Here is a 21,896-nt window from a genome sequence, read left to right as displayed (position 1 = left end):
CTTCAATTCTGCCGAAAGGTCTTCAGTATAAGCCATGGCGTCAGGCTAAACGTTGACATAGAGCCAGTTAGTGCAGTTGCACTAAAGGCTGTCCATGCGCGCCGAATCGGTTCATACATCGCCATAACGTGTTTTTTCACCCAGCCAACGCCTGATCAGAGCCTGCACCAGCTGTGGGTATTGCATCAGTTCGGGTGCCATTTCACGCACCGGTTCAATCCAGCCCTTATCTCGCTCAAAGTCTGCCAGCCGGAACTGCATCATGCCAGTTTGCCGGGTGCCCAGGACTTCACCAGGCCCTCGTATTTCCAGGTCTTTTTCAGCAATAACAAATCCGTCCTGACTGTCACGCAAGGCCTGCAATCGAGCTTTGCCGTTGGCAGACAAAGGAGGATGGTACATGAGCACGCAGAAGCTGGCCTGTTCGCCGCGGCCAACCCGCCCCCGTAACTGATGAAGCTGGGCCAAGCCCAGGCGCTCGGGGTTTTCGATAATGATCAATGACGCATTGGGTACATCCACGCCCACTTCTATTACGGTTGTAGCAACCAGAAGGTCCAGTTCGCCTTGCTTGAACCGCTCCATTACGGCTGCTTTTTCTGACGATTTCAGTCGCCCGTGCACCAACCCGATCTTCAGCCCCGGCAACCGATCTTCCAACTCCCGAGCCGTCACTTCTGCCGCCTGGCACTGCAAGGCTTCGGATTCCTCAATCAGTGTACATACCCAATAAGCCTGGCGACCTTCTGTGCAAGCGCTGCGTACGCGTTCAATAACATCGTCTCGACGGCTGTCCGGGATTACAATGGTCTCAATCGGTTTGCGGCCTGGCGGTAGCTCGTCTATCACCGAGGTATCAAGATCGGCATAGGCGCTCATGGCAAGAGTGCGCGGAATAGGCGTCGCCGTCATGATCAACTGATGCGGCGCAAGGGTTCCGCCTACACCCTTCTCTCGCAGAGCCAGGCGTTGGTGCACACCAAACCGGTGCTGCTCATCCACGATAACCAACGCCAAACGATGAAACAACACGTCATCCTGAAACAGTGCATGAGTGCCAATCACCACGCTGGCAGCACCAGAATGTACAGCTTCCAGAGCGTCTTTCCGGGCTTTACCTTTGACCTTGCCGGAAAGCCAGGCCAGCTGGATGCCTAGTGGCTCAAGCCACCCGCAGAAATTTTGATAATGCTGCTCGGCGAGTATTTCTGTTGGCGCCATAAGAGCCACCTGTGCGCCTGCCCCGATGGTCTGAATGGCTGCGAGCGCAGCTACCACGGTTTTCCCGGAACCCACATCGCCCTGAACGAGCCGAAGCATGGGCAGTGGCTGGCTGAGATCCTGCCGAATATCGCTCATAACGTGTTTCTGGGCGCCCGTCAGCGAAAACGGCAACTCATCAAGAAAGCGCTCAGCCAGGTTCCCGACTGGCAGCAGCGGCAGAGCCTGGCGCGCCTGAATCTGTGCGCGAACCTGCAGCATGCTCAGCTGGTGGGCAAGCAGCTCTTCCATAACCAGCCGCTGCTGTGCCGGATGGCGCCCTTCCATCAACAGGTGAACCGGAGCATTGGCTGGCGGTGAATGTACCAACTGGACAGCATCACTGATTCCAGGGAGTTGATAGCCAGCCAGAAGCTCAGCAGGCAACCAGTCACGAATCGGATGACGCTGAAGATACCCTAGAGCCTGCTGACACAGGCCTCTCACCCTGGGTTGCTGTATCCCTTCTGTCAGCGGGTAAACCGGCGTGAGAGTCGCCTGGGCCTCTGGGGGCATGGGTGGTGGGTTGGTCTGGTATTCGGGGTGATAGAACTCATAGCCGGCGCGACCGGGGCGGACCTCGCCGAAACAGCGAACACGGGCGCCTTCCGCAAGCTGGTTTTTCTGGGCTGCGTTAAAATGGAAAAACCGCATGACCAGAAAGCCGCTGTCATCTTTCAGCGTAACCTGTAGGCTGCGGCGACGCCCCATTACCAGGTCCGCCTTCATCACCTCGCCCTCTACAACGGCTACATCGCCGACTCTCAAACTACCCATGGGTATGATTCGGGTACGGTCTTCGTAACGATGGGGAAGATGGAACAGCAAATCCTGCAGCGAGGCGATGCCCAGCCGCGCAAGCTTCTCAGCAAGGGCGCTTCCTACGCCCTTAAGCTCTGTAACCGGTATATCGTCCAATGCGGCCATGGTTGAGGTCAGTCCGTTGCGACTGCAACCGGAGTGTCCACTTTCGCTTTCTCAATCACCCGGCACTGGCCGGCCGCAAGCGAGAGCACATCGATAGCTTTGGGCCGCGGGAAGGTTACCCTCCAGGCCAGAGCCACCGTGCGGGATGGCACAGGCGGGGCAAAGGGCCGGGTTACAAGTACGTCCTTTTGATACTGCATGCCGGTAGCGGCAGAAAGCGGCAGTACCGTAATTCCCAGACCAGAGGCAACCATATGGCGAATGGTTTCCAGAGAGCTGCCCTCAGTTACAAGTGATGGTGAGCCAAGATCGGCACGCCGCGTAACCGCTTCAACCAGGGGCGGGCAAGATTCCAGCACTTGATCCCGAAAGCAATGCCCGGGGCCAAGCAGGAGCAGCTGTTCATGGGCGAGTTCATCGCCCGTAATCTGTTCCTTTTGCGCCAAGGGGTGATCTGCAGGCAGAAGCACAACAAATGGCTCATCGTAGAGCGGCAAGGTGAGGACTTCTGACTCTTCAAATGGCAAGGCGATAATAATAGCGTCCAGCTCGGACTGGCGCAGTTTCTGCCGCAGGTTGGCAGTATAATTTTCTTCAATATACAGCGGCATTTCTGGTGCCGCACGGCGCAGCTCCGGCAAAAGGTGCGGAAAAAGATAGGGGCCGATCGTATAGATTGCCCCGACCTTCAACGGCGAATTAAGCTGACTTTTGCCATCCTGAGCCATATCCCGGATCACGCCTACCTGATCCAGAACACGCTGGGCCTGCTCCACAATACGCTGACCCGTTTCTGTTACGCGGATACTGCTTTTGCTGCGCTCGAATAACGAGATACCCAGCTCGTCTTCGAGCTTTTTGACCGCAACACTGAGTGTTGGTTGGCTGACGTGACAGCGCTCAGCGGCCCGGCCAAAATGCCTTTCCCGTGCAAGCGTAACGACGTATCGTAACTCCGTAAGAGTCATGGTGATCTCCGGTCAAATGGATACGGGTCAAAGTTTCACTGATTTATCGTCTAAAGGATAAGGATTGATATTGTCTATGGCAATCACTGAACGTAATAGCATGCCAGGAATTCTCATTGCTGGTTGTGGCAAGCTCGGAGGCGCCATCGCCAGCAGTCTGAAAGGCTCGGCACAGGTCTATGGACTCCGCCGCAATCCGGATAAGGTTCCAGAAGGCATAAATGCTATTGGCGCCGATTTGACTCGGCCGGAGTCCTTGACTGGCAAGCTTCCGGAGAACCTGGATAGCGTGATCTACTGCCTGACCCCTTCCAGTTACGACGAGCAGGGTTATAGAGATGCCTATGTTAACGGCCTCTCTAATTTGCTTGCGGCATTAGGCGACCGGAAACTCAAGCGGCTCTTTTTTATCAGCAGCACAAGCGTTTATGCCCAGGATGATGACAGCTGGGTTGATGAAACCAGCGCGGCCTCACCCGCCCGCCTTACGGGTCAACAAATACTGGCAGGTGAACAAACGGCACTGGAGAGCGGTCATCCCGCCACCATTATCCGTTTCAGTGGAATTTATGGGCCGTCAAGAAGACGCTTCCTGGAGGAGGTTATTGAAGGCCGCATGAATCCGGTAAAGCCTGCACCGTTCAGCAACCGTATTCACGAGGAAGATGCTGCTGCAGCTGTTGCTTACCTCAACGGGCTGGCGTTTGCAGATAAGCCTCTGGATACATGCTATGTGGCCAGTGATTGCGAACCGGTTCGTCTTGATGACGTAGTTGATTGGGTTCGGCAACAGGTTCCTTGCGCTGAGCCTGTTGCCGATGCCCGAAAAGGTGGCCGGGCGGGCAGCAAGCGCTGCAATAACCACCGGCTTCTGCAAACGGGATTTACCTTTCGATACCCGGATTATCGGGCTGGATATCGCGCAATGATCGATGAAAGCCAGGCACTGAAACGAACAAAGACGGCCTGAGCCGCCTTTGTTCCTGCCTGAGAATTCCGTCCGGTATCAGCTAAGCACCATCACAGCTTCCACTTCTACTGGAACACCCTTGGGCAACGCTGAAACCTCAACGGCCGCACGGGCCGGATAAGGCTCAGGAAAGTATGTAGCCATAATTTCATTCACCGTGGCAAAGTTGGCCAGGTCGGTGACATAGATATTCGCCTTGACGATATCCTTAAGCTCTCCACCAGCTGCTTCACACACCGCTTTAAGGTTTTCGAAAACCTGGCGGGTTTTGGCTGAAAAATCCCCGGCAACCACTTCCATGGTTTCAGGATCCAGCGGAATCTGACCAGAGATGTAAACCGTGTCACCTGCCTTTACGGCCTGAGAATAGGGACCAATTGCCTTAGGGGCATTTTCAGTCTGGATTACGGATTTATTGGTCATACCGTTCAACTTCCTCTCGTCTAAAACGCTAATCGTCGCCCTTCGGTGCCGGAGCTGTCAACTACCACAAGGCGCTGCGGCTCAGTATTTCACACGGTTGATCGAGGTAACGGCCCTGATGTTACGAACCCTGCGCATGACACGGGCCAGATGCTTACGGCCTTGAACCTTGACAACCAGGCTAACCACACCGAAGCGAGCATTCTGCTCGTCCACATTAATGCGCTCAATATTACCATCGGCCATCGCTACCGCGTTGGCGACTTCCGCAATCACCCCTCGCTGGCGCTCAAGCTCAACGCGCAGCTCTACAGAGAATTCATCGGTAATGTCCTTGGCCCAGGTAAGATTGGTCAGGCGGGACCGACCTTCATTATCTTCCGGCAGGCGAGAGCAGGTATCGGAATGAATCACCATACCACTTCCGGAATCCATCACCCCGACAACAGGATCCCCGGGGATCGGCTTGCAGCAAGTGGCAAAGTGAACCAGCATGCCTTCCGTCCCGCGTATGGTTACAGGCGCAGCTTCACCACTCTTGATGTCGGTTTGCGAGTCTCCAGGCTCAGTACTTTCAGCGCCACTGACAAGCTGACGCGCAACCAGGTAGGCCATACGGTTGCCCAAACCAATCTCACTGACCAGGTCATCAAAACTGTTAACCTGGTTATGGTTAACAACCGCTTGTTTCTGGGTATCGTCAATGTCGGCCAAACGAACACCAAAACCTTTGAGAGACTTTTTCAGCAAAGCGCGACCCAGATCAAGCGACTCGGCCTGCTTTTGACTGTTAAGGGTGTGACGGATGCTGCTGCGCGCTTTGCCAGTTACCACGAAACTGAGCCATGCAGGATTCGGGCGGGCACCCGGCGCTGTAATAACCTCGACAGTCTGGCCACTCTGCAGGGGCCTGCTGAGAGAGCCCAGATTCCGGTTTATCCGACAGGCCACCGTCGCATTGCCTATGTCCGTATGAATCGAATACGCGAAATCCACAGGCGTTGCGCCTCTTGGCAACTCCATGATTTTACCCTTTGGAGTAAATACATAGATTTCATCCGGGAAAAGATCCACCTTCACGTGCTCGATAAACTCAAGGGAGTCATCTGCGCGCTCACGCATTTCCATCAAACCCTTAACCCAACGGTCTACCCTCGCCTGGTTCACACTGGTTACGCTGGTCGGCTCGTTTTTATACATCCAGTGCGCAGCGATTCCGTCGTTGGCGATATGCTCCATTTCCTCGGTACGGATCTGGACTTCGATATTCACATGCATGCCGAACAGGGTCGTGTGCAGTGACTGGTAGCCGTTGGCCTTTGGCATCGCGATGTAGTCTTTGAACCGGCCAGGCATTGGTTTATACAGACTGTGAACCGCCCCCAGAACCCGATAGCAGTCGTCTTCGTTATCGGTAATGATGCGGAAGGCGTAAACGTCCATGATTTCATAGAAGGATTTCTGCTTGAGCTTCATCTTGTTATAGATGCTGTTCAGATGCTTCTCACGCCCGAGAATGCGCCCCGGAAGGCCTCTCTCTTCAAGCTTTTCCTGCAACCGGCCTCGAATTTCCTCAATGATCTCGCGGTGACTTCCACGAAGCTTGTCTACAGCCTTGGATATATAGCGAGAGCGCATGGGATGCAGAGATGAAAACCCCAAGTCCTCCAGCTCAGTGGAGATCGCATGCATACCAAGGCGGTTAGCGATCGGGGCATATATATCGAGGGTTTCTGTGGCAATACGCTGACGCTTTTCGTAGGGCATGGGACCCAGCGTGCGCATGTTGTGCAGGCGATCGGCGAGCTTCACCAGGATAACCCGGATGTCCCTGGCCATCGCCAGGGTCATTTTCTGAAAGTTCTCTGCCTGGGCTTCTGCCCGGCTGCGAAACTCTATCTGGGTCAGCTTACTGACGCCATCTACCAGTTCTGCCACATCATCGCCAAACTGCTCTGCCAGAGCATCTTTGGGAATACCGGTATCTTCTATAACATCGTGGAGCATCGCTGCCATCAGGCTTTGATGGTCAAGCTTCAGGCCGGCAAGAATATGAGCGACAGCAAGGGGGTGTGTTATATAACGGTCACCGCTTTTGCGCATCTGGCCTTCGTGGGCCTGCTCGGCGTAATAGTAAGCCCTTCGCACCTGATTAATGCGATTGGTATCCAGATAGGTACTTAGCTCAGTTGCCAGTCCTTCTACCGTAGCATTTAGCGACACCACACCTCCATAACCTTCCGACTCCAAACATTGCTGGCCCAGAGACAAAAAAACCCGAATGCATGCATCCGGGTCTTCCTTCTGTCCTTCCAGCAACCATCTATAGCTACACTATAAAACTGCGGAGACAGATTTCAATGCTTTCCTTTGTTGCCGGGCCAAATATGCCCGTGCAACCTCAATCTTCTTCGATTTCGGTCAGCAGATCACGACTGACCAGACCGCCAGCAATTTCGCGCAATGCGATTACCGTGGGCTTGTCGTTTTCTTCTGCAACCATCGGCTCGGCACCTTTGGTGGCAAGCTGACGGGAACGCTTGGTAGCCAGCATGACCAGCTGGAAGCGGTTATCAACGTGTTCCAGACAATCTTCAACGGTAACTCGTGCCATAACTTCCCCGACAAAATAAAAATGACTGATTTAGCAGACCGCGTAGTTTACTGCCAGCGGCACAATTTGTATACAGCAAAAGCCCGTATCAGGCTTTCCTTTCGGGTAGCTCTGAAAGCGTCGAGAGCAGACGCCCGTGTCGTTCCTGTTGGGCCACGATCTTCAGGCGCTGGCTGCGAACGATCGCCAGCAAGTCACCCAACGCATGGTGAAATTCATCATTCACGACCAGGTAATCAAACTCAGCCACGTGGCGACACTCTTCACGCGCTTCCTGGAGACGGAGCTCAACGACCTCGGAAGCATCAGTACCACGGCCCACGAGACGATCCCGCAAAACTTCAGACGAAGGCGGAACAATGAAAATGCTGACGCACTCAGGCACGAGGCGTCGTACCTGCCCGGCGCCCTGCCAGTCGATCTCCAGAATGACATCACTCCCCTGGGCAAGCATCTGACGGACCCAAACCTGAGAGGTGCCATAGTAGTTACCAAAAACATCTGCATACTCAAGAAAGTCACCGCGTGCAATCATCGCCTCAAACTGGTCACGGTTGACGAAGTGATAGTTAATACCGTCTTTCTCGCCTTCGCGCATGGGGCGGGTCGTATGAGAGACAGACACTCCAAGCTTTTGGTCGGCATGCAACATTTCTGCTACGAGACTGGTTTTGCCAGCGCCCGATGGCGCAGAAATGACGAACAAAGTACCCGTTTCACCGACCTGACTCATGACTCGACAACTCCTGAACTGGATCTGGCCGCCATTAATGAGGGCCTGCAAAACCGGTAATTATACGGCCTTTGACCAAACACCGCATCCCGGACGCCTCGACAACTGATAACATTAGGAGAGCGGCAGGAAAAACCGCAGCATCGAACCCAGGCAAAACCAAATTACGGAAAGGCAGCATGGATAAACTTCTGATTGTCATGGACCCGGCCCACAAGCACCAGAAGGCTCTGGCTCGGGGAATCGAACTGGCACGCGCCACCGGGGCTCACCTGGAAATCGTGGCCTTCACTCACGAACACCTTGACGCCCTGCCGTCGGACCCGACTGTTCAGCAGCGCGCCCAAGAAGCCCTTATAGGCCTGCGCCAGCGCTGGCTGGATCAAATGCTGGCCCTTTCCGATTGCAGCGACCTGCAAGTTACCACGCACACAGTTTGGGAAAAGAACATACACCTGTGGATTATCGAACACTGCCACCCCAACCGCTTCAAAGCCGTGATCAAAACCGGAAGTCGTTCAGAAACCTTGTTGTACACACCAACCGACTGGCACTTGATAAGGGAGTGCCCGGTACCGGTAATGCTTGTTGCTGAACAGAAGTGGAACCATGCACACCCGATCCTGGCTGCGGTGGATCTGAGCTCCACAAAACCCGTCAAAAAAGCTCTCAATACTGAGATAATCGAACAAGCCGGGGCGCTGGCCAAAGCGCTCGGAACGGAACTCCATCTTGTTCATGCTCTGCATATATCCGAGTTGCTGGCAGACCTTGAGATCATCAACGTGCGCGAGCACGAACAGAAGCGCAGAGCAGCGCTGGAACCCGCCATCACACACCTTTGCAACACCTGGCACCTGAGCAGGGATCAGATTCACATGGCTGTTGGCCCCGCGCACAAGGTAATTCCCAGTACTGCCAGCAAACTTAAAGCCGATATGGTGGTTATTGGCACCAGCGGTAAAACCGGCCTGAGGGCCAGAGTCATTGGCAATACCGCAGAGAAGGTACTCACCCATCTGAGAACCGATCTGCTCGCCATCAAACCCCGAGATACTGGCCAGTAATGCGCAGAAAATTCGACGTCACAACCGAGCACCCCGAAACCGCAATTGAAGCTCTGAGCCGGAAATCAGGGCTTCCGCGCCAGCGCATCAAGGATGCGATGAACAAGGGCGCATGTTGGTGGACGCTTAAAGGAAAACAGGTAAGGCTTAGGCGCGCCACCAAAGAGGTCAAGGCAGGCACCCGGTTGCAGCTTTACTACGACGAGAACGTACTCGACCGGAAACCTGAAGCCGCAACCCTGCTAGCGGACAAGAGCCGCTACAGCGTATGGTTCAAACCCCACGGTATGCTCGCGCAAGGCTCCCAATGGGGAGATCACTGCAGCCTGTTGCGATCGACAGAGCTCGAGCTCAAACGGCCGTGCTATCTGATTCACAGGCTGGACGCCGATGCAGCCGGGCTGATGCTCATCGCCCACGATTCAAAGGCAGCTGGAGCCCTCTCCCAGTGCTTTTCCGGGCGTACCATGACCAAACAATACCTGGCCAGAGTAACGGGGATTATTGACACCCGGGATCAGCTCATCGATACGCCCATCGACGGTAAAGTCGCTATGAGCCGGGTTACTACCATGGAAACAAATGAGACCGGCCCAACCAGCCTTCTGCAAGTCATCATCGAAACCGGCCGCAAGCACCAAATCCGCAAGCACCTCGAGAGCATAGGCCATCCCATTGTCGGTGACCGCCTGTATGGCAAACCCGCAAAGGTGCCCTTACAACTGTTGGCTGCGAGCCTTGAGTTTGACTGCCCCCTGAGCCGCCAGCACGTGAAACTCGAGCTGCCAGAACCGCTGAACAGGCTGGACACCTAAAACCGGATCACTCAACGTTCTGTACCTGCTCCCGGACTTGCTCGATCAGTACTTTTAAATCCACTGCTGCGCGGGTTACACCGGCATCAATGCTCTTGCTGCTCAGGGTATTTGCCTCCCTGTTCAGCTCCTGCATCAGAAAATCCAGCCGACGACCAATCGCTTCATCGCGCTTGAGAGTGTCGGCAACCTCACTGATATGAGCGTCCAACCGATCCAGCTCCTCCGCCACATCGCTTTTCTGCGCCAGCATGACCATTTCCTGGGCCATACGCTCGGGATCAAGGTCGACTTTCGCCTTCTGGAAACGTTCTCGCAAATGCGCCTCCTGCGCTTTCAGAAGCCCGGGCATGCCGTCGCGAACGCCAGCTACCAGGGCCTTCATTTGCGTCAGGCGACTTTCAAACAAAGGCCGCAAACGGTCACCTTCACGTTCCCGGACAACCGCCAGCTCCTCAACCGTTTTTCTGAATAGCTCTTTGGCGGCTTCCCGAACAGAGCTGAAATCCTGCTCAGGCACCGACAACACTCCGGGCCAGCGCAGAATATCCAGGGCATTGATGTGCGCAGGGTTATCCAGCATTCGATTAACGTGATTCGCGGCGTCGTTGACCGCCTTGGCTATGTCCTCGTTAATTTCAAAACCTGGCGCGCCCGTATCAGAGGATTGCAGGCGAATTGATACATCTACCTTGCCTCGCTTCAACTGCTTTCGCAGCTCCTCCCGGAACGGGTTTTCAAGCTCGCGGAGCGCCTCCGGCAACCGAAAAGACGGCTCCAGGTAACGATGATTGACGGTACGAACCTCGCAGGTCAGCGTTCCCTGACTGTCCTGAACATCCTTCCGGGCAAATGCAGTCATACTTCTGATCATGGCAGCTCCGGCCTTGTAGTTGATCACAATCGATTATGGAATAACCTGAGTCTAACAGGCCAGGATCACCTGCGGCGAACTCCTTTCAAACAACCACAAGAGCCCTTCCCGGCACCCCGATCTCCGAACCCAACGTGTTATACTCCGCGCCCTTCAAATACGAATCCGACCGGGACAGCCTCCCGGACACTTACCTCAGATATCAGGAAACACTATGCGTCCAAGCGGCAGAACACCCGAGCAACCCAGAGAGATCCGCCTTACCCGAAACTACACCCGCCACGCTGAGGGTTCCGTGCTGGTAGAGTTCGGAGACACCAAGGTCATCTGCACTGCCTCTGTAGAAAACAAAGTGCCACCCTTCCTGCGTGGTGAAGGTAAAGGCTGGATCACCGCTGAATACGGCATGCTTCCGCGCTCAACCGGCAGCCGCATGGGCCGCGAAGCCGCCCGCGGCAAACAAGGCGGCCGCACCGTTGAAATCCAGCGCCTGATTGGCCGCTCACTGCGCGCCGCCGTCGACATGGAAGCTTTAGGTGAGCACACCATCACCATCGACTGCGACGTAATACAAGCCGACGGCGGCACCCGCACAGCGGCCATCACCGGAGGCTGCGTCGCTCTGGTCGACGCGCTTAACCATTTGGTTGAAACAAAACGCCTGAAGCGGTCACCGCTGAAGCAAATGATTGCGGCAGTGTCCGTTGGCATATACAAAGGCACACCGGTGGTTGATCTGGACTACCCGGAAGACTCCGAAGCCGAAACGGACATGAACGTGATCATGACCGATCAGGGCGGTTTCATTGAAATACAGGGAACTGCGGAAGCTGCACCATTTGTTCAGGAAGAGCTGAACAGCATGCTGGCATTGGCCAAGCAGGGCATTGAGAAGTTATTTGTACTGCAGAAAGAAGCGCTAGAAAGCTAAAGAAGCCAACAAGAAGTCGGGGTGTCGACGCTGATGCCTTGTCCCCAGACTGTTGAAGGCCAAGGATGGCCGGAAACAAGCGTACATGGACGGACTTGCAGCGTGTCTGGGGACAAGGCAGCAGCGCTGACAAGTCCCCGAAACTCATGCCGATTTACAAGCCAATCTCTATATCGTAATCCATAATAACCGGCGCGTGATCCGAGAAACGGGTCGTGTTGTCAATCCAGCCATCCTGAATGGTCTTGCGAATACCTGGCGTCATCAGCTGGTAATCCACCCGAATGCCCGCATTCTTTCGCGAACCCTCAGCCTGCTCCGGCCACCAGGTGAACTGATTGCTCTGCTTGTTGATATCGCGGAACGCATCCACGCAACCCATCTCATCAAACAAGCGATCCAGCCAGGCCCGCTCGTGGGGCAGAAATCCAGAGAAGTCCAATCTGTGGTAAAGAGGACTGGCATCCGTCACATGATGTGCCGTCTGCAGGTTTGCACCAAAAATAAATTGCCGACGCTTGCGCAGGGTTTTCTGCATATGCAGACCAAAAGCGTCCATAAAATCATCTTTATGGTCGAGAACCGTCAGGTCGTCCTCACTGATCAGTTCTTCTTCACGGCCAAGGGCACAAGGCGCCAAAACGCAGGCGACCGAAACCTTGTCAAAATCAGCCTGAATAAAGCGCCCTTCCCGATCCGCCTGCTCATTGGCGAAACCGTACATGATGGCCTTAGGAAAATGTCGCGTGTAAATTCCCACGCCACCATCCTCATTCTTTTCGCCATCTATGAAGTAAGCCTCGTACCCTTCAGGAATGAGATTCTGATCCTCAATCTCATAGGCGCGCATACGGTGATCCTGAACGCAGACAACATCTGCATCCTGCTCGGCCAGCCAGTCAAAAAAACCCTTTTCAACGGCCCGGGCAAGACCATTGACGCTGATTGATACTACCCGCATACGTATTCCCTGATTCGGTTTGTGTGTATGATACCGTTTTTACGCGTTATTAAAAGATCCACACCCGCCAGAAGCCTTGCCATGTACGACTATCAACAAAAATTTATTGAATTCGCCATTCGCCGCAACGTACTTCGTTTTGGTGACTTTACACTCAAGTCCGGTCGCACCAGCCCATATTTCTTTAACGCAGGGCTTTTTAACACCGGGGATGACCTGCTGCAGCTCAGCATGGCCTATGCCTCAGCCATCGCCCGAAGCGGCCTGGATTATGACATCATTTTCGGGCCTGCCTATAAGGGCATCCCGCTGGCAACCGTGACTGCCATGGCATTGGCCCGCGAGGGTGACAGCAAACCCTTTGCCTTCAACCGGAAAGAAAAAAAAGATCACGGAGAAGGCGGTAATATCGTTGGCGCCCCGTTGCAGGGTAAAGTATTAATCGTCGATGATGTGATTACTGCCGGCACAGCCATACGCGAGTCCATCGACCTTATTCATGCCTCAGGCGCAGAGCCCGCGGGTGTATTGATCGCCCTGGATCGACAGGAGCGAGGGAACAGCGAGCTCTCCGCCATACAGGAAGTGGAGAGCGAATTTGGCATTCCGGTCGTAAGCATCATACGTCTGGAACAGGTTCTGGACTATCTTGAGAACAACCCGGAGTTTTCTGGCCACGCCGCAAAGGTTGCCAGCTACCGGGAACTTTACGGAGTCTGACTGATGCACAAACGCCTGACCGCATTTTCAGCCACGGCCTCTGCACTCTTGCTGACACTGGGTGTAGTAGCCCACACGAAAGCTGGCATGTACCGGTACACGGACGAAACCGGGCAGGTCGTGATCAGCAACACCATCCCCCAGCAAGCCACAAAGCGCGGCTACGACATTCTCAACTCAAACGGCCGCGTGGTGGAAGTCATACCGCCTGCGCCAACCGAAGATGAAATCGCCGCCCGCGAAGCAGAAAAGCAGCGCCAGGAAGAGCTCGCCATTCAGCGCGAGCAAGACGCCAAGCTACTAAAGCGCTTCAGTCACCCGGACCAGGCAATCAGGGCCATGCACCGTAAACTGGATGAACTTCGGGGCCTGGTTCAGCTCAAACGAGGCAATATCTCCGTTATCTCAAGCCAACTCGACAGCGAGCAAAGTCGGGCAGCCAATATGGAGCGCAGCGGACAAAAAATTCCGGATGCAACTCTCGACAAGATCCGCCGACTGGAATCGCAGATTCGCGATATCGAGAGAGAAATCTCCTGGCAAAATCAGGAAACAGATGCCCTGATGCAGTCGTATGAAGAAGATGTCAAAAGGCTTGAAAAAATCACCGGCGAAACCCGCACACTGCCATTGGACCCAGACAGTACTGCGGATTAACCCGCCTTCAAGGCACAAAAAAACTGCACACGATTACTCAGACAACAAAAAAGGGCGCCAAGACTCAGCTTGGCGCCCTTTTTTTAAGCCAGCACACACTCCGCACTGGCATTACTACCTCACCTTAAATCAGGCTGAAGCAGGTTCTTTTTTCTCTGTAGTCTTTTTGGCAGCCGGCTTTCTGGCTGCTGGCTTTTTCGCCTGTACGGACTTCTTGGCATCCTGAGCTGCTTTGGAAACATCGTCAGCTGCGCCAGATACTGCGTCTGCGCCTTCAACGGCTTCTTTCTCAAGCTTTGCTACCAGATCGGCCGCGAAACTGCCGAAACGGCTGTTCAAGCTGCGTAGTTGGCCAAAAAGGCTGTCACTGTAGCCGTTGTAGCGGGTGCGCAGAGTCTTAACACTGTACTCACGCGCGCCTGATTCCAGCTTCTCTGCGTAGTCAAACGGCTTGGCCGCCAGCTTCTTCTGCTGCTCTTCTGCAGCGTTGATGCCTTTGTCTACGATTTCCTGAAGCTGTTCCTGATATGTTTTAAGTTTACCCATGTCACTTCTCCTTGGTTTACTGAAGTTCTCTTGAACTTTCCTCCTATCCTTTCCCATCAAGAAATAACTGCTTGCTGGGACCCAAGATGAAAGCCCTTCTCTGATCTTGTAACCAAGGTTACGGGGTAAAATTAGAATGTTCATACTAAAAGCAGACACTGCCCTACTCTACTGACTGGACTGGTCTGAGCAGAAAATCACCAGCGAAACAAAATCCAGCTCGGCACCAACATGTCAGAGTCTGTTTCGCGGATCCAACCACCACCCTCAACGGGCACCAGGTAATACTCAACGCCAACTTCCGGTACCACCTTTATCTCCATGAGCTGACCGTTCACACGGTACTCATAGAAAATCTCCTCATCGCCAGGCCGGATAACAATCTGTGGCCCCTCGCTGGAGGATTGATAATCGGAAATCACGACCGGCTCTTTGGGCGTTTCAACGACAGCCTCATCCAAAGCACCACTTTCCTGCGCCAGAGCAGACCCAAGGCCGCAGACAAGCAGGAATGCAGAACAGACGATTCTTTTCATTTTCGTGATACCCTTTTATCCATCGAATTGAGTACAGAGTTGCACAAGCCAACCCACGCTTCAATCAGAATCCGGATCCGTTTTGACATGACTGAACAAAAGACCCCACCTGTGGTGCTTGTGGACGGTTCGTCCTATTTATTCCGTGCTTATCATGCACTTCCACCACTGACAACCAGCAAGAATCATCCTACTGGCGCCATTAAAGGCGTTATCGCGATGATCCGGCGCCTGGAGCAGGACTTCCCCGGCTCGAAGCTGGTTGTAGTCTTCGACGCCAAGGGCAAAACCTTCCGCCACGACCTGTACGACGAGTATAAAGCCAACCGCCCGCCCATGCCGGACGATCTGGCCATGCAGATTGCACCTATTCACCAGATGGTTAAGGCCATGGGGCTGCCACTGCTGATTGTAGAGGGCGTGGAAGCCGATGACGTGATCGGAACTTTGGCCGAGGAAGCCACCAGTAAAGGCATTGATGTCGTGGTATCGACCGGTGACAAGGATATGGCTCAGTTGGTCAGCGACCACGTAACACTGATCAATACCATGACTGAAACCCGGATGGACCGAAACGGTGTGCTAGAAAAGTTTGGCGTTCGCCCCGACCAGATAATCGATTATCTGGCTCTGGTTGGAGACAAGGTCGATAACATACCCGGCGTCAATAAGTGCGGCCCGAAAACAGCGGTCAAGTGGCTCGAGGCCTACGACAATCTCGACAGCGTGATAGAGCATGCAGGCGAAATCAAAGGCAAGATTGGTGAGTACTTACGAGAAGCCATAGATACCCTGCCTCTGAGCCGCGAGCTTGCCACAATCAAGATGGACGTTGCCCTGGACTTTGGCCTGGAAGACCTGAAGGAGCGGCAACAAAATGATGAGGAGTTGCTGGCCCTGTTCCGCGAGTATGAGCTGCGCAGCTGGATTGCCGAGCTGGAGGCCAAGGCACCGGAAACCGCCGAAGCCGGCAACAGCAAAACAGCAGAATCCATTGATAGCAGCACGGCAACACCCCTGGAAAAACGCTACAGCGTAATCGTTAATCAGGAAGAGCTCGATGAATGGGTAGAACGGCTAAGGAAATCCGAGCTCTTCGCGTTTGACACAGAGACCACCAGCCTGCGCTACATGAGCGCCGAAGTGGTGGGTGTATCCTTCGCGGTAGAAGCGGGCGAAGCAGCTTATGTACCCTTCGGCCACGATTACATGGGAGCGCCAGAGCAGCTTGATCGCGACAAGGTGTTGGCTCAGTTCAAACCTCTGCTGGAAGACCCGAAGCAGAAGAAAGTTGGCCAGAATCTGAAGTACGATAAGAATGTACTGGCCAACCACGATATCTGCCTGGAAGGTATCGCTGAAGACACCATGGTGGAGTCCTACGTGCTCAACTCCGTGTCCTCCCGCCACGACATGGACACTCTGGCCAGGAACTACCTGGACGAAGAAACCATCACCTTCGAATCCATTGCCGGCAAAGGCGCCAAACAACTTACCTTTAACCAGCTGGAGCTGGAAAAGGCGGGCCCCTATGCCGCTGAAGACGCCGACATAACCCTGCGCCTGCATCAGGTTCTACGCCCACAGTTGGCCGCGACTGGGAAGCTGCAGTCAGTTTACGAGGATATCGACCTCCCCCTGGTGCCAGTTTTATCCCGCATGGAACAGCGCGGCATTCTGATAAAAGCCAACACTCTGCGCCAGCACAGCCAGGAACTGGCAGAGCGAATGGCCGAGCTGGAAAAAGAGGCCCATGACGTTGCCGGCGAGAAATTTAACCTGGGCTCGCCCAAGCAGTTACAGGCCATTTTCTACGAGAAGATGGGGCTGCCTGTGATCAAAAAAACCCCCAAAGGGGCACCCTCGACAGCGGAACCTGTCTTGCAGGAGCTGGCCCACGAACACGAGCTTCCGAGACTGATTCTCGAACATCGCAGTCTGAGCAAACTCAAATCAACTTACACAGACACCTTGCCAGAGCTGATCCACCACCGCACTGGACGTGTACACACCTCCTACCATCAGGCGGTTACGGCTACCGGGCGGCTCTCATCCTCAGAGCCCAACCTGCAGAACATTCCTGTCCGCACGGAACAGGGCCGGCGCATTCGTCAGGCATTTATTGCTGAGGAAGGCTGCAAACTTATCGCGGCTGACTACTCACAAATAGAGCTGCGGATCATGGCCCACTTGTCCGGGGACAAAGGTCTGCTGACAGCTTTTGAACATGGAGAGGACATTCACAAAGCAACCGCTGCAGAAGTCTTCGGTGTGGCCCTGGAAGACGTAAACGGTGATCAAAGGCGCAGCGCCAAAGCCATTAACTTCGGCCTGATTTACGGCATGTCCGCGTTCGGGTTGGCCCGCCAGCTGGATGTGGAGCGCAAGGTGGCCCAGCAATATATCGACCGGTATTTCGAACGCTACCCGGGGGTTTTGCAATACATGGATAACATTCGCAAACAGGCTCACGACGACGGTTATGTCGAAACCCTGTTTGGCCGACGTCTGTACCTGCCTGAAATCAATGCGCGCAACAAGCAGCTTCAACAGGCAGCCGAACGCACCGCCATTAATGCACCTATGCAGGGGACTGCCGCAGATATCATCAAGCGGGCGATGATTGAGGTAGACAGCTGGCTGCGCAAAGAGCACGCAAACAATGCCAGCATGACCATGCAGGTCCACGATGAACTAATCATCGAAGTGCGGGAAGAATCCCTGGAGGAGGTCAAGAAAGGCCTGGTTCAACGCATGTCTGCTGCCGCCAGCCTGAAGGTCCCACTCCTGGTTGAAGCCGGCACAGGTGACAACTGGGATGAGGCTCACTAACCTCAATAGCTGGAATGTAACGCCCTGTTTCTGTTCGCATTTAGCATGGAGTGCACGGAAATGGGGCACACTTTCTCCTGCAGCCTCCCACAAACCGGTGATTCTGCTACACCGCTTGATCGGCACGAAACCTGCTTTAATCCGCAGGTCCGGTATAAACCCCGATGTAGTGACACCGATGTGAGGTCCTTCCATGAACCCTATAGCCACCGAACGCAGCTGGTTGTTCGACCCTTCTCTGCTAAAACTGGTACACCAGTGCCGGCGTCTGATTCAATCGGAATTTGGAGTAAAACTTCATTTCGATGAAGCAGATCTCGAGCAACACCTGGCCGACTATGCGAGCAAAACACGCTCCCGTCATCTGATTCATACCTGGGAAACACTAAAACGGAGAGTGCCAGAGTTACAAACACAGGACGAAGAACAGAACCCGACGCCAAAAACGTACAGGGGGCAAGCGATCATGGAAGATCAACGTGAACGAAAAGAGGAAAGCTTCGGGGAGGAGCCCCAGCACAAGAAGAGAATATACCGGGGGCAAGTGGTAGGCTGACTCCGGAAACGGAACCAGCCTCCCAGCACTACAAATGGATCAGAAAGCTTTACTGATCTGGATAGCAGCGCTCCAGGCTTCAAGCTCGTATTCGCCCTCGTATACTGAGTTCGGGTCCCTCGGGTTCGGGACAGTGCCTGCAGGCGTTAATACGTAGGATTGATCCGAAACTTTCGGATCGTCCGTAAACAACAAGGTGCCTACCGCAGCATCTATTGTCCAGCCGCTCTGCGCCGGCTTCCATTGTGCACCGAGTGTCAGCCAGTGACGATCACTGGAAGGAATACGCGCCGTAACGTATTGGTCTACCGGCGACTCGTCCCAGGCATAACCTGCCTTGAATGCCCACTCAGGCGTTGCCTGGTAAATACCACCTACGTTGAGCTGCCAGGTATTCTTCCATTCTTCAGGGATGTGTGTCAGCTGGTCGGGCATGCCACCCGGGCTATTGGATGTCAGCGGCTTGCTGGAATCACGCCCGTATATATCGAGAGATTCGAACCGGCTCCACCGCGCATAAGTTGCACCTGCCAGAACCGTAAACTCATCGTTCAACCTGTGCCGGATGCTGGCGGTGATGCTTTCTGGAATAGCCAACGGCACGCTTGCAGGCTCTGTAGAATCAATCGCTCCAACAAAGCCCGAGGCCGGATCCACTGCCGCGAAGTCTGTAAACTTGGCATCGCCTTGAAGATCAAGCTCAGTGCCGGTTTGCGCCTTGAGGCCAATCTGGGTCTGGCTATTCAGCTCGTAAAGGAAACCAAGCTGGAAGGTCACGGCAACATCGTCACCCTCAATGTCCGCGTATCCTTGCTCTGGAGTTCCAGGAACAACATTGCCTCCAGCCCCGGCAATCGTGCCCGAGTTATCTACAAACTTCGTGAGTTTGCCTTCAACGTAAAGCACGTTAAGGCCAATACCCATCGACAAACCCTGACCGTTATTTACCGAAATGGCCGGCGTAAATGAAAGCGCTGTCAGCTCGGTTTTGTCCGCAAAGTAGCGGCCAACGAAATCGTCGTCATAATCTGCAGCCAAACCGTATGGCGCGTGGATGCCGAAGCCCACATCAATCGAATCGTTGACTTCATGAGTCAGATAAAGGTTTGGCAAAAGCGCCGGGTCTGCGATATCACCGCCAGTCGTACCCTGAACTTCGCTTTGGGGGTAAGCGGAAGGGAGCTGACTGTTTGCCCTTGCTCCGTCTTTTGCCTCAGCATCAATATCCAGAATCGCAGCACCAAAAGAAATATTGGTGCCCTTGAGTTGGCTCATGCCCGCCGGGTTGAAATAAACAGTGGTCGCGTTTTCCGGGTTCGCAGCAGCACCGGCATTAGCCGTACCCATGGCGCTGGCACTTTGCTCGTTCAGGGAAAAACCACCCGCAAAGACGCTGGCAGGGGCGGCTACTGCGGCCAGCGTTGCCAGCCGAACAGCACGGGTAAGAAGTTTGGATTTCATAACAGCGGCATCTCCTTTGTATTGTAGGGCGGAGTATACGCAGCTGTTACCGGTGGCCTCAAATGCTAAAGCTACTGATTTGATAAATTAACCATTTTCGGCCATTACCGGCATGTTGGGGTCAGGTATCCTGAATGGTCAACTTATCAACAGAGGATGACAACTTGTCTGCACCCTGGGCATCCGTACCCAGTTTTATCATCAGCCGCAGGTCATTAGCCGAGTCGGCGTGAGCCAGCGCGTCTTCATAAGTAATAGAGCCTTCGGCATAGAGCTCATACAGGGCCTGGTCGAACGTCCGCATGCCAGATTCGTTGGACTTGGACATCAACCCCTTGAGTTTATGCACTTCACCTTTACGAATCAGGTCCGCTACCAGCGGCGTGTTGATCAGCACTTCAATAACGGCCTTACGGCCTTTGCCGTCCGGTGTCGGAATCAGTTGCTGAGCCACGATCGCTTTGAGGTTAAGAGAAAGGTCCATCCAGATCTGGTTGTGCTGCTCCGCCGGGAAAAACTGGATGATACGGTCAAGCGCCTGGTTAGCATTGTTTGCGTGCAGCGTAGCAAGGCAAAGATGACCCGTCTCGGCAAACTGGACTGAGTATTCCATGGTCTGACGGGTACGCACCTCACCGATGAGGATAACGTCGGGCGCTTGTCGAAGCGTGTTTTTCAGTGCCACTTCGAAACTCTCGGTATCAATTCCGACTTCCCGCTGCGTCACGATGCAGCCCTGATGCTGATGCACGAATTCGATAGGGTCTTCTATGGAAATAATGTGCCCACGACTGTTCCGGTTACGGTGCCCCAGCATCGCCGCCAGCGACGTCGACTTGCCGGTACCCGTCGCCCCCACAAACATGATCAGGCCGCGCTTGGTCATAGCCAGCTCTTTGATTATTTCTGGCAGCGACAGCTCGTCGATCTGAGGAATTTTTACTTCTATTCGCCGCAGTACCATGCCACACAGGTTGCGCTGGAAGAACGCACTCACCCTGAAACGGCCGATCCCCCGGGCACTGATAGCAAAGTTACACTCGTGAGTCTCCTCAAACTCGATCCTCTGCTTTTCATTCATGGCGCCGTAAACAAACTCCCTCGTCTGCTCCGGCGTTAACGCATTTTTGGTAACAGGCAACACCTTACCGTTCACCTTCATACTGGGCGGGACACCGGCCGTAACAAAGAGGTCTGAGCCTCCTTTTTCTACCATCAGTCGAAGAAGCTTTTCGAATTCCATTTTTAATTACCTATTTTCTTTTTATACACCGACTCGCTACAAGCAGAGGATCAGAAATTATCAGGCATTTTCGCCTTGGCCCGGGCTGCATCTCTTGAGATCAGGCCTTTCTGCAGCAAGCGTTCCAGACACTGATCCAGCGTCTGCATACCCAGAGAGCCGCCTGTCTGGATTGACGAATACATCTGGGCGATTTTATCTTCGCGAATCAGGTTACGAATCGCAGCGGTGCCAATCATGATTTCATGGGCCGCTATACGACCACCGCCCATTTTCTTCATCAGAGTTTGGGAAATAACTGCCTGCAGTGACTCCGAAAGCATGGAGCGCACCATGGACTTTTCTTCCGCCGGGAACACGTCTACCACTCGGTCAATGGTCTTTGCCGCTGAGGTTGTATGCAGGGTACCAAATACAAGGTGACCCGTTTCCGCAGCGGTCAGTGCCAGGCGTATGGTTTCAAGGTCCCGCAGCTCACCTACCAGAATGATATCGGGATCTTCCCGCAGCGCAGAGCGCAGAGCTTCGTTAAAACCCAGAGTATCCCGGTGCACTTCCCGTTGGTTCACCAGGCACTTTTTGGAGTCATGCACGAATTCGATCGGGTCTTCTATAGTAAGAACATGCTCGTAGCGGGTGTCGTTGATGTAATCCATCATAGCCGCCAGGGTGGTGGACTTACCGGAACCGGTCGGCCCGGTGACCAACACGAGCCCACGAGGCACCGAGGAAATATCCTTGAAAACCTGGCCCATGCCGAGGTCTTCCATAGTCAGAACTTTCGAAGGAATGGTACGGAATA

At 54.2% G+C, this 21,896-nt stretch carries 21 protein-coding genes; 8 read left to right on the top strand and 13 right to left on the bottom strand.

Annotation, left to right across the window (positions count from 1 at the left end):
- Positions 1 to 111: 111 nt before the first annotated feature.
- Together recG and Q4501_RS18010 are read right to left on the bottom strand one after the other, a co-directional pair.
- Positions 112 to 2,187, bottom strand: a complete 2,076-nt coding sequence (recG, locus tag Q4501_RS18015) for an ATP-dependent DNA helicase RecG (RefSeq protein WP_303597651.1) — start codon at positions 2,185 to 2,187, stop codon at positions 112 to 114.
- 8 nt (positions 2,188 to 2,195) lie between these two features.
- Positions 2,196 to 3,155 (bottom strand): hydrogen peroxide-inducible genes activator, encoded by a 960-nt coding sequence (locus Q4501_RS18010; protein ID WP_303597650.1) that lies wholly within the window; start codon positions 3,153 to 3,155, stop codon positions 2,196 to 2,198.
- A 76-nt stretch (positions 3,156 to 3,231) separates the two neighbouring features.
- Between Q4501_RS18010 and Q4501_RS18005 the strand changes: the two genes are divergently transcribed.
- On the top strand, positions 3,232 to 4,125 hold the full coding sequence (locus tag Q4501_RS18005; RefSeq protein ID WP_303597649.1) for an NAD-dependent epimerase/dehydratase family protein: 894 nt from the start codon (positions 3,232 to 3,234) through the stop codon (positions 4,123 to 4,125).
- 36 nt (positions 4,126 to 4,161) lie between these two features.
- Here Q4501_RS18005 and Q4501_RS18000 read toward each other — a convergent pair whose 3' ends face one another.
- The 4 genes from Q4501_RS18000 to gmk all read right to left on the bottom strand — a co-directional run bounded on the left by Q4501_RS18000 (position 4,162) and on the right by gmk (position 7,895).
- Positions 4,162 to 4,548, bottom strand: coding sequence for a RidA family protein (locus tag Q4501_RS18000; RefSeq protein WP_303597648.1), 387 nt, complete (start codon positions 4,546 to 4,548; stop codon positions 4,162 to 4,164).
- An 81-nt stretch (positions 4,549 to 4,629) separates the two neighbouring features.
- Entirely contained in the window at positions 4,630 to 6,771 is a 2,142-nt protein-coding gene (locus Q4501_RS17995) for a bifunctional (p)ppGpp synthetase/guanosine-3',5'-bis(diphosphate) 3'-pyrophosphohydrolase (RefSeq protein WP_303597647.1), read from the bottom strand.
- A gap of 178 nt (positions 6,772 to 6,949) precedes the next feature.
- Positions 6,950 to 7,162, bottom strand: a complete 213-nt coding sequence (gene rpoZ, locus Q4501_RS17990) for a DNA-directed RNA polymerase subunit omega (RefSeq protein WP_303597646.1) — start codon at positions 7,160 to 7,162, stop codon at positions 6,950 to 6,952.
- Positions 7,163 to 7,250: 88 nt separating this feature from the next.
- Entirely contained in the window at positions 7,251 to 7,895 is a 645-nt protein-coding gene (gene gmk / locus Q4501_RS17985; RefSeq protein ID WP_303597645.1) for a guanylate kinase, read from the bottom strand.
- Positions 7,896 to 8,074: 179 nt separating this feature from the next.
- Here gmk and Q4501_RS17980 point away from each other — a divergent pair, with 179 nt between their 5' ends.
- Both Q4501_RS17980 and Q4501_RS17975 read left to right on the top strand, forming a co-directional pair.
- Positions 8,075 to 8,962 carry a universal stress protein gene (locus Q4501_RS17980; RefSeq protein ID WP_303597644.1) on the top strand — a complete coding sequence of 296 codons (888 nt, stop codon included), beginning with the start codon at positions 8,075 to 8,077 and terminating at the stop codon, positions 8,960 to 8,962.
- Entirely contained in the window at positions 8,962 to 9,777 is an 816-nt protein-coding gene (locus tag Q4501_RS17975) for an RluA family pseudouridine synthase (RefSeq protein WP_303597643.1), read from the top strand. Before Q4501_RS17980 ends, Q4501_RS17975 begins: the two co-directional genes overlap by 1 nt.
- Before the next feature lie 7 nt (positions 9,778 to 9,784).
- Here the strand turns inward: Q4501_RS17975 and Q4501_RS17970 are convergent, their stop codons facing one another.
- A complete protein-coding gene (locus Q4501_RS17970; RefSeq protein ID WP_303597642.1) occupies positions 9,785 to 10,651 on the bottom strand; it encodes a YicC/YloC family endoribonuclease in 867 nt (288 codons plus the stop codon).
- Between the two features lie 214 nt (positions 10,652 to 10,865).
- Here Q4501_RS17970 and rph point away from each other — a divergent pair, with 214 nt between their 5' ends.
- Positions 10,866 to 11,582, top strand: a complete 717-nt coding sequence (gene rph, locus Q4501_RS17965; protein ID WP_303597641.1) for a ribonuclease PH — start codon at positions 10,866 to 10,868, stop codon at positions 11,580 to 11,582.
- Between the two features lie 154 nt (positions 11,583 to 11,736).
- Here the strand turns inward: rph and Q4501_RS17960 are convergent, their stop codons facing one another.
- Complete coding sequence (locus Q4501_RS17960; protein ID WP_303597640.1) at positions 11,737 to 12,543, bottom strand: exodeoxyribonuclease III; 807 nt, start codon at positions 12,541 to 12,543, stop codon at positions 11,737 to 11,739.
- 81 nt (positions 12,544 to 12,624) lie between these two features.
- Between Q4501_RS17960 and pyrE the strand changes: the two genes are divergently transcribed.
- Positions 12,625 to 13,263 (top strand): orotate phosphoribosyltransferase, encoded by a 639-nt coding sequence (gene pyrE / locus Q4501_RS17955; RefSeq protein ID WP_303597639.1) that lies wholly within the window; start codon positions 12,625 to 12,627, stop codon positions 13,261 to 13,263.
- 3 nt (positions 13,264 to 13,266) lie between these two features.
- Positions 13,267 to 13,920 carry a DUF4124 domain-containing protein gene (locus tag Q4501_RS17950; protein ID WP_303597638.1) on the top strand — a complete coding sequence of 218 codons (654 nt, stop codon included), beginning with the start codon at positions 13,267 to 13,269 and terminating at the stop codon, positions 13,918 to 13,920.
- A gap of 129 nt (positions 13,921 to 14,049) precedes the next feature.
- Here the strand turns inward: Q4501_RS17950 and Q4501_RS17945 are convergent, their stop codons facing one another.
- Both Q4501_RS17945 and Q4501_RS17940 read right to left on the bottom strand, forming a co-directional pair.
- Positions 14,050 to 14,466: a hypothetical protein gene (locus tag Q4501_RS17945; RefSeq protein WP_303597637.1), complete on the bottom strand. Its 417-nt coding sequence runs from the start codon at positions 14,464 to 14,466 to the stop codon at positions 14,050 to 14,052.
- A gap of 197 nt (positions 14,467 to 14,663) precedes the next feature.
- Entirely contained in the window at positions 14,664 to 15,002 is a 339-nt protein-coding gene (locus Q4501_RS17940) for a DUF2782 domain-containing protein (protein WP_303597636.1), read from the bottom strand.
- A gap of 87 nt (positions 15,003 to 15,089) precedes the next feature.
- On the opposite strand from Q4501_RS17940, the gene polA reads away from it, so the two are divergent.
- Positions 15,090 to 17,834: a DNA polymerase I gene (polA, locus tag Q4501_RS17935; protein ID WP_303597635.1), complete on the top strand. Its 2,745-nt coding sequence runs from the start codon at positions 15,090 to 15,092 to the stop codon at positions 17,832 to 17,834.
- A gap of 193 nt (positions 17,835 to 18,027) precedes the next feature.
- Positions 18,028 to 18,390 (top strand): hypothetical protein, encoded by a 363-nt coding sequence (locus Q4501_RS17930; protein ID WP_303597634.1) that lies wholly within the window; start codon positions 18,028 to 18,030, stop codon positions 18,388 to 18,390.
- Positions 18,391 to 18,429: 39 nt separating this feature from the next.
- On the opposite strand, the gene Q4501_RS17925 is transcribed toward Q4501_RS17930, so the two are convergent.
- The 3 genes from Q4501_RS17925 to Q4501_RS17915 form a co-directional block, all read right to left on the bottom strand.
- Positions 18,430 to 19,851, bottom strand: coding sequence for an OmpP1/FadL family transporter (locus Q4501_RS17925; protein ID WP_303597633.1), 1,422 nt, complete (start codon positions 19,849 to 19,851; stop codon positions 18,430 to 18,432).
- A gap of 121 nt (positions 19,852 to 19,972) precedes the next feature.
- Positions 19,973 to 21,094 (bottom strand): PilT/PilU family type 4a pilus ATPase, encoded by a 1,122-nt coding sequence (locus tag Q4501_RS17920; RefSeq protein ID WP_303597632.1) that lies wholly within the window; start codon positions 21,092 to 21,094, stop codon positions 19,973 to 19,975.
- 50 nt (positions 21,095 to 21,144) lie between these two features.
- Positions 21,145 to 21,896 (bottom strand): type IV pilus twitching motility protein PilT (locus Q4501_RS17915; RefSeq protein WP_303597631.1); only part of this gene is annotated, 752 nt, incomplete at its 5' end.

The organism is Marinobacter sp. 2_MG-2023 (assembly GCF_030546935.1).
GTDB lineage: Bacteria > Pseudomonadota > Gammaproteobacteria > Pseudomonadales > Oleiphilaceae > Marinobacter.
Note: the sequence above shows the minus strand (reverse complement) of the source record. Positions and strands in the feature narration are given on the sequence as shown.

Excerpts from the sequence above, each read along its gene's own strand:
- Q4501_RS17950 (WP_303597638.1), top strand. The coding sequence starts at position 13,267 with ATGCACAAACGCCTGACCGCATTTTCAGCCACGGCCTCTGCACTCTTG.
- Q4501_RS18000 (WP_303597648.1), bottom strand. The coding sequence starts at position 4,548 with ATGACCAATAAATCCGTAATCCAGACTGAAAATGCCCCTAAGGCAATT.
- Q4501_RS17980 (WP_303597644.1), top strand. The coding sequence starts at position 8,075 with ATGGATAAACTTCTGATTGTCATGGACCCGGCCCACAAGCACCAGAAG.
- polA (WP_303597635.1), top strand. The coding sequence starts at position 15,090 with ATGACTGAACAAAAGACCCCACCTGTGGTGCTTGTGGACGGTTCGTCC.
- Q4501_RS17970 (WP_303597642.1), bottom strand. The coding sequence starts at position 10,651 with ATGATCAGAAGTATGACTGCATTTGCCCGGAAGGATGTTCAGGACAGT.
- rph (WP_303597641.1), top strand. The coding sequence starts at position 10,866 with ATGCGTCCAAGCGGCAGAACACCCGAGCAACCCAGAGAGATCCGCCTT.
- Q4501_RS18010 (WP_303597650.1), bottom strand. The coding sequence starts at position 3,155 with ATGACTCTTACGGAGTTACGATACGTCGTTACGCTTGCACGGGAAAGG.
- Q4501_RS17930 (WP_303597634.1), top strand. The coding sequence starts at position 18,028 with ATGAACCCTATAGCCACCGAACGCAGCTGGTTGTTCGACCCTTCTCTG.
- Q4501_RS17960 (WP_303597640.1), bottom strand. The coding sequence starts at position 12,543 with ATGCGGGTAGTATCAATCAGCGTCAATGGTCTTGCCCGGGCCGTTGAA.
- rpoZ (WP_303597646.1), bottom strand. The coding sequence starts at position 7,162 with ATGGCACGAGTTACCGTTGAAGATTGTCTGGAACACGTTGATAACCGC.
- Q4501_RS17925 (WP_303597633.1), bottom strand. The coding sequence starts at position 19,851 with ATGAAATCCAAACTTCTTACCCGTGCTGTTCGGCTGGCAACGCTGGCC.
- Q4501_RS17920 (WP_303597632.1), bottom strand. The coding sequence starts at position 21,094 with ATGGAATTCGAAAAGCTTCTTCGACTGATGGTAGAAAAAGGAGGCTCA.
- Q4501_RS17975 (WP_303597643.1), top strand. The coding sequence starts at position 8,962 with ATGCGCAGAAAATTCGACGTCACAACCGAGCACCCCGAAACCGCAATT.
- Q4501_RS18005 (WP_303597649.1), top strand. The coding sequence starts at position 3,232 with ATGGCAATCACTGAACGTAATAGCATGCCAGGAATTCTCATTGCTGGT.
- Q4501_RS17945 (WP_303597637.1), bottom strand. The coding sequence starts at position 14,466 with ATGGGTAAACTTAAAACATATCAGGAACAGCTTCAGGAAATCGTAGAC.
- gmk (WP_303597645.1), bottom strand. The coding sequence starts at position 7,895 with ATGAGTCAGGTCGGTGAAACGGGTACTTTGTTCGTCATTTCTGCGCCA.
- pyrE (WP_303597639.1), top strand. The coding sequence starts at position 12,625 with ATGTACGACTATCAACAAAAATTTATTGAATTCGCCATTCGCCGCAAC.
- Q4501_RS17940 (WP_303597636.1), bottom strand. The coding sequence starts at position 15,002 with ATGAAAAGAATCGTCTGTTCTGCATTCCTGCTTGTCTGCGGCCTTGGG.
- recG (WP_303597651.1), bottom strand. The coding sequence starts at position 2,187 with ATGGCCGCATTGGACGATATACCGGTTACAGAGCTTAAGGGCGTAGGA.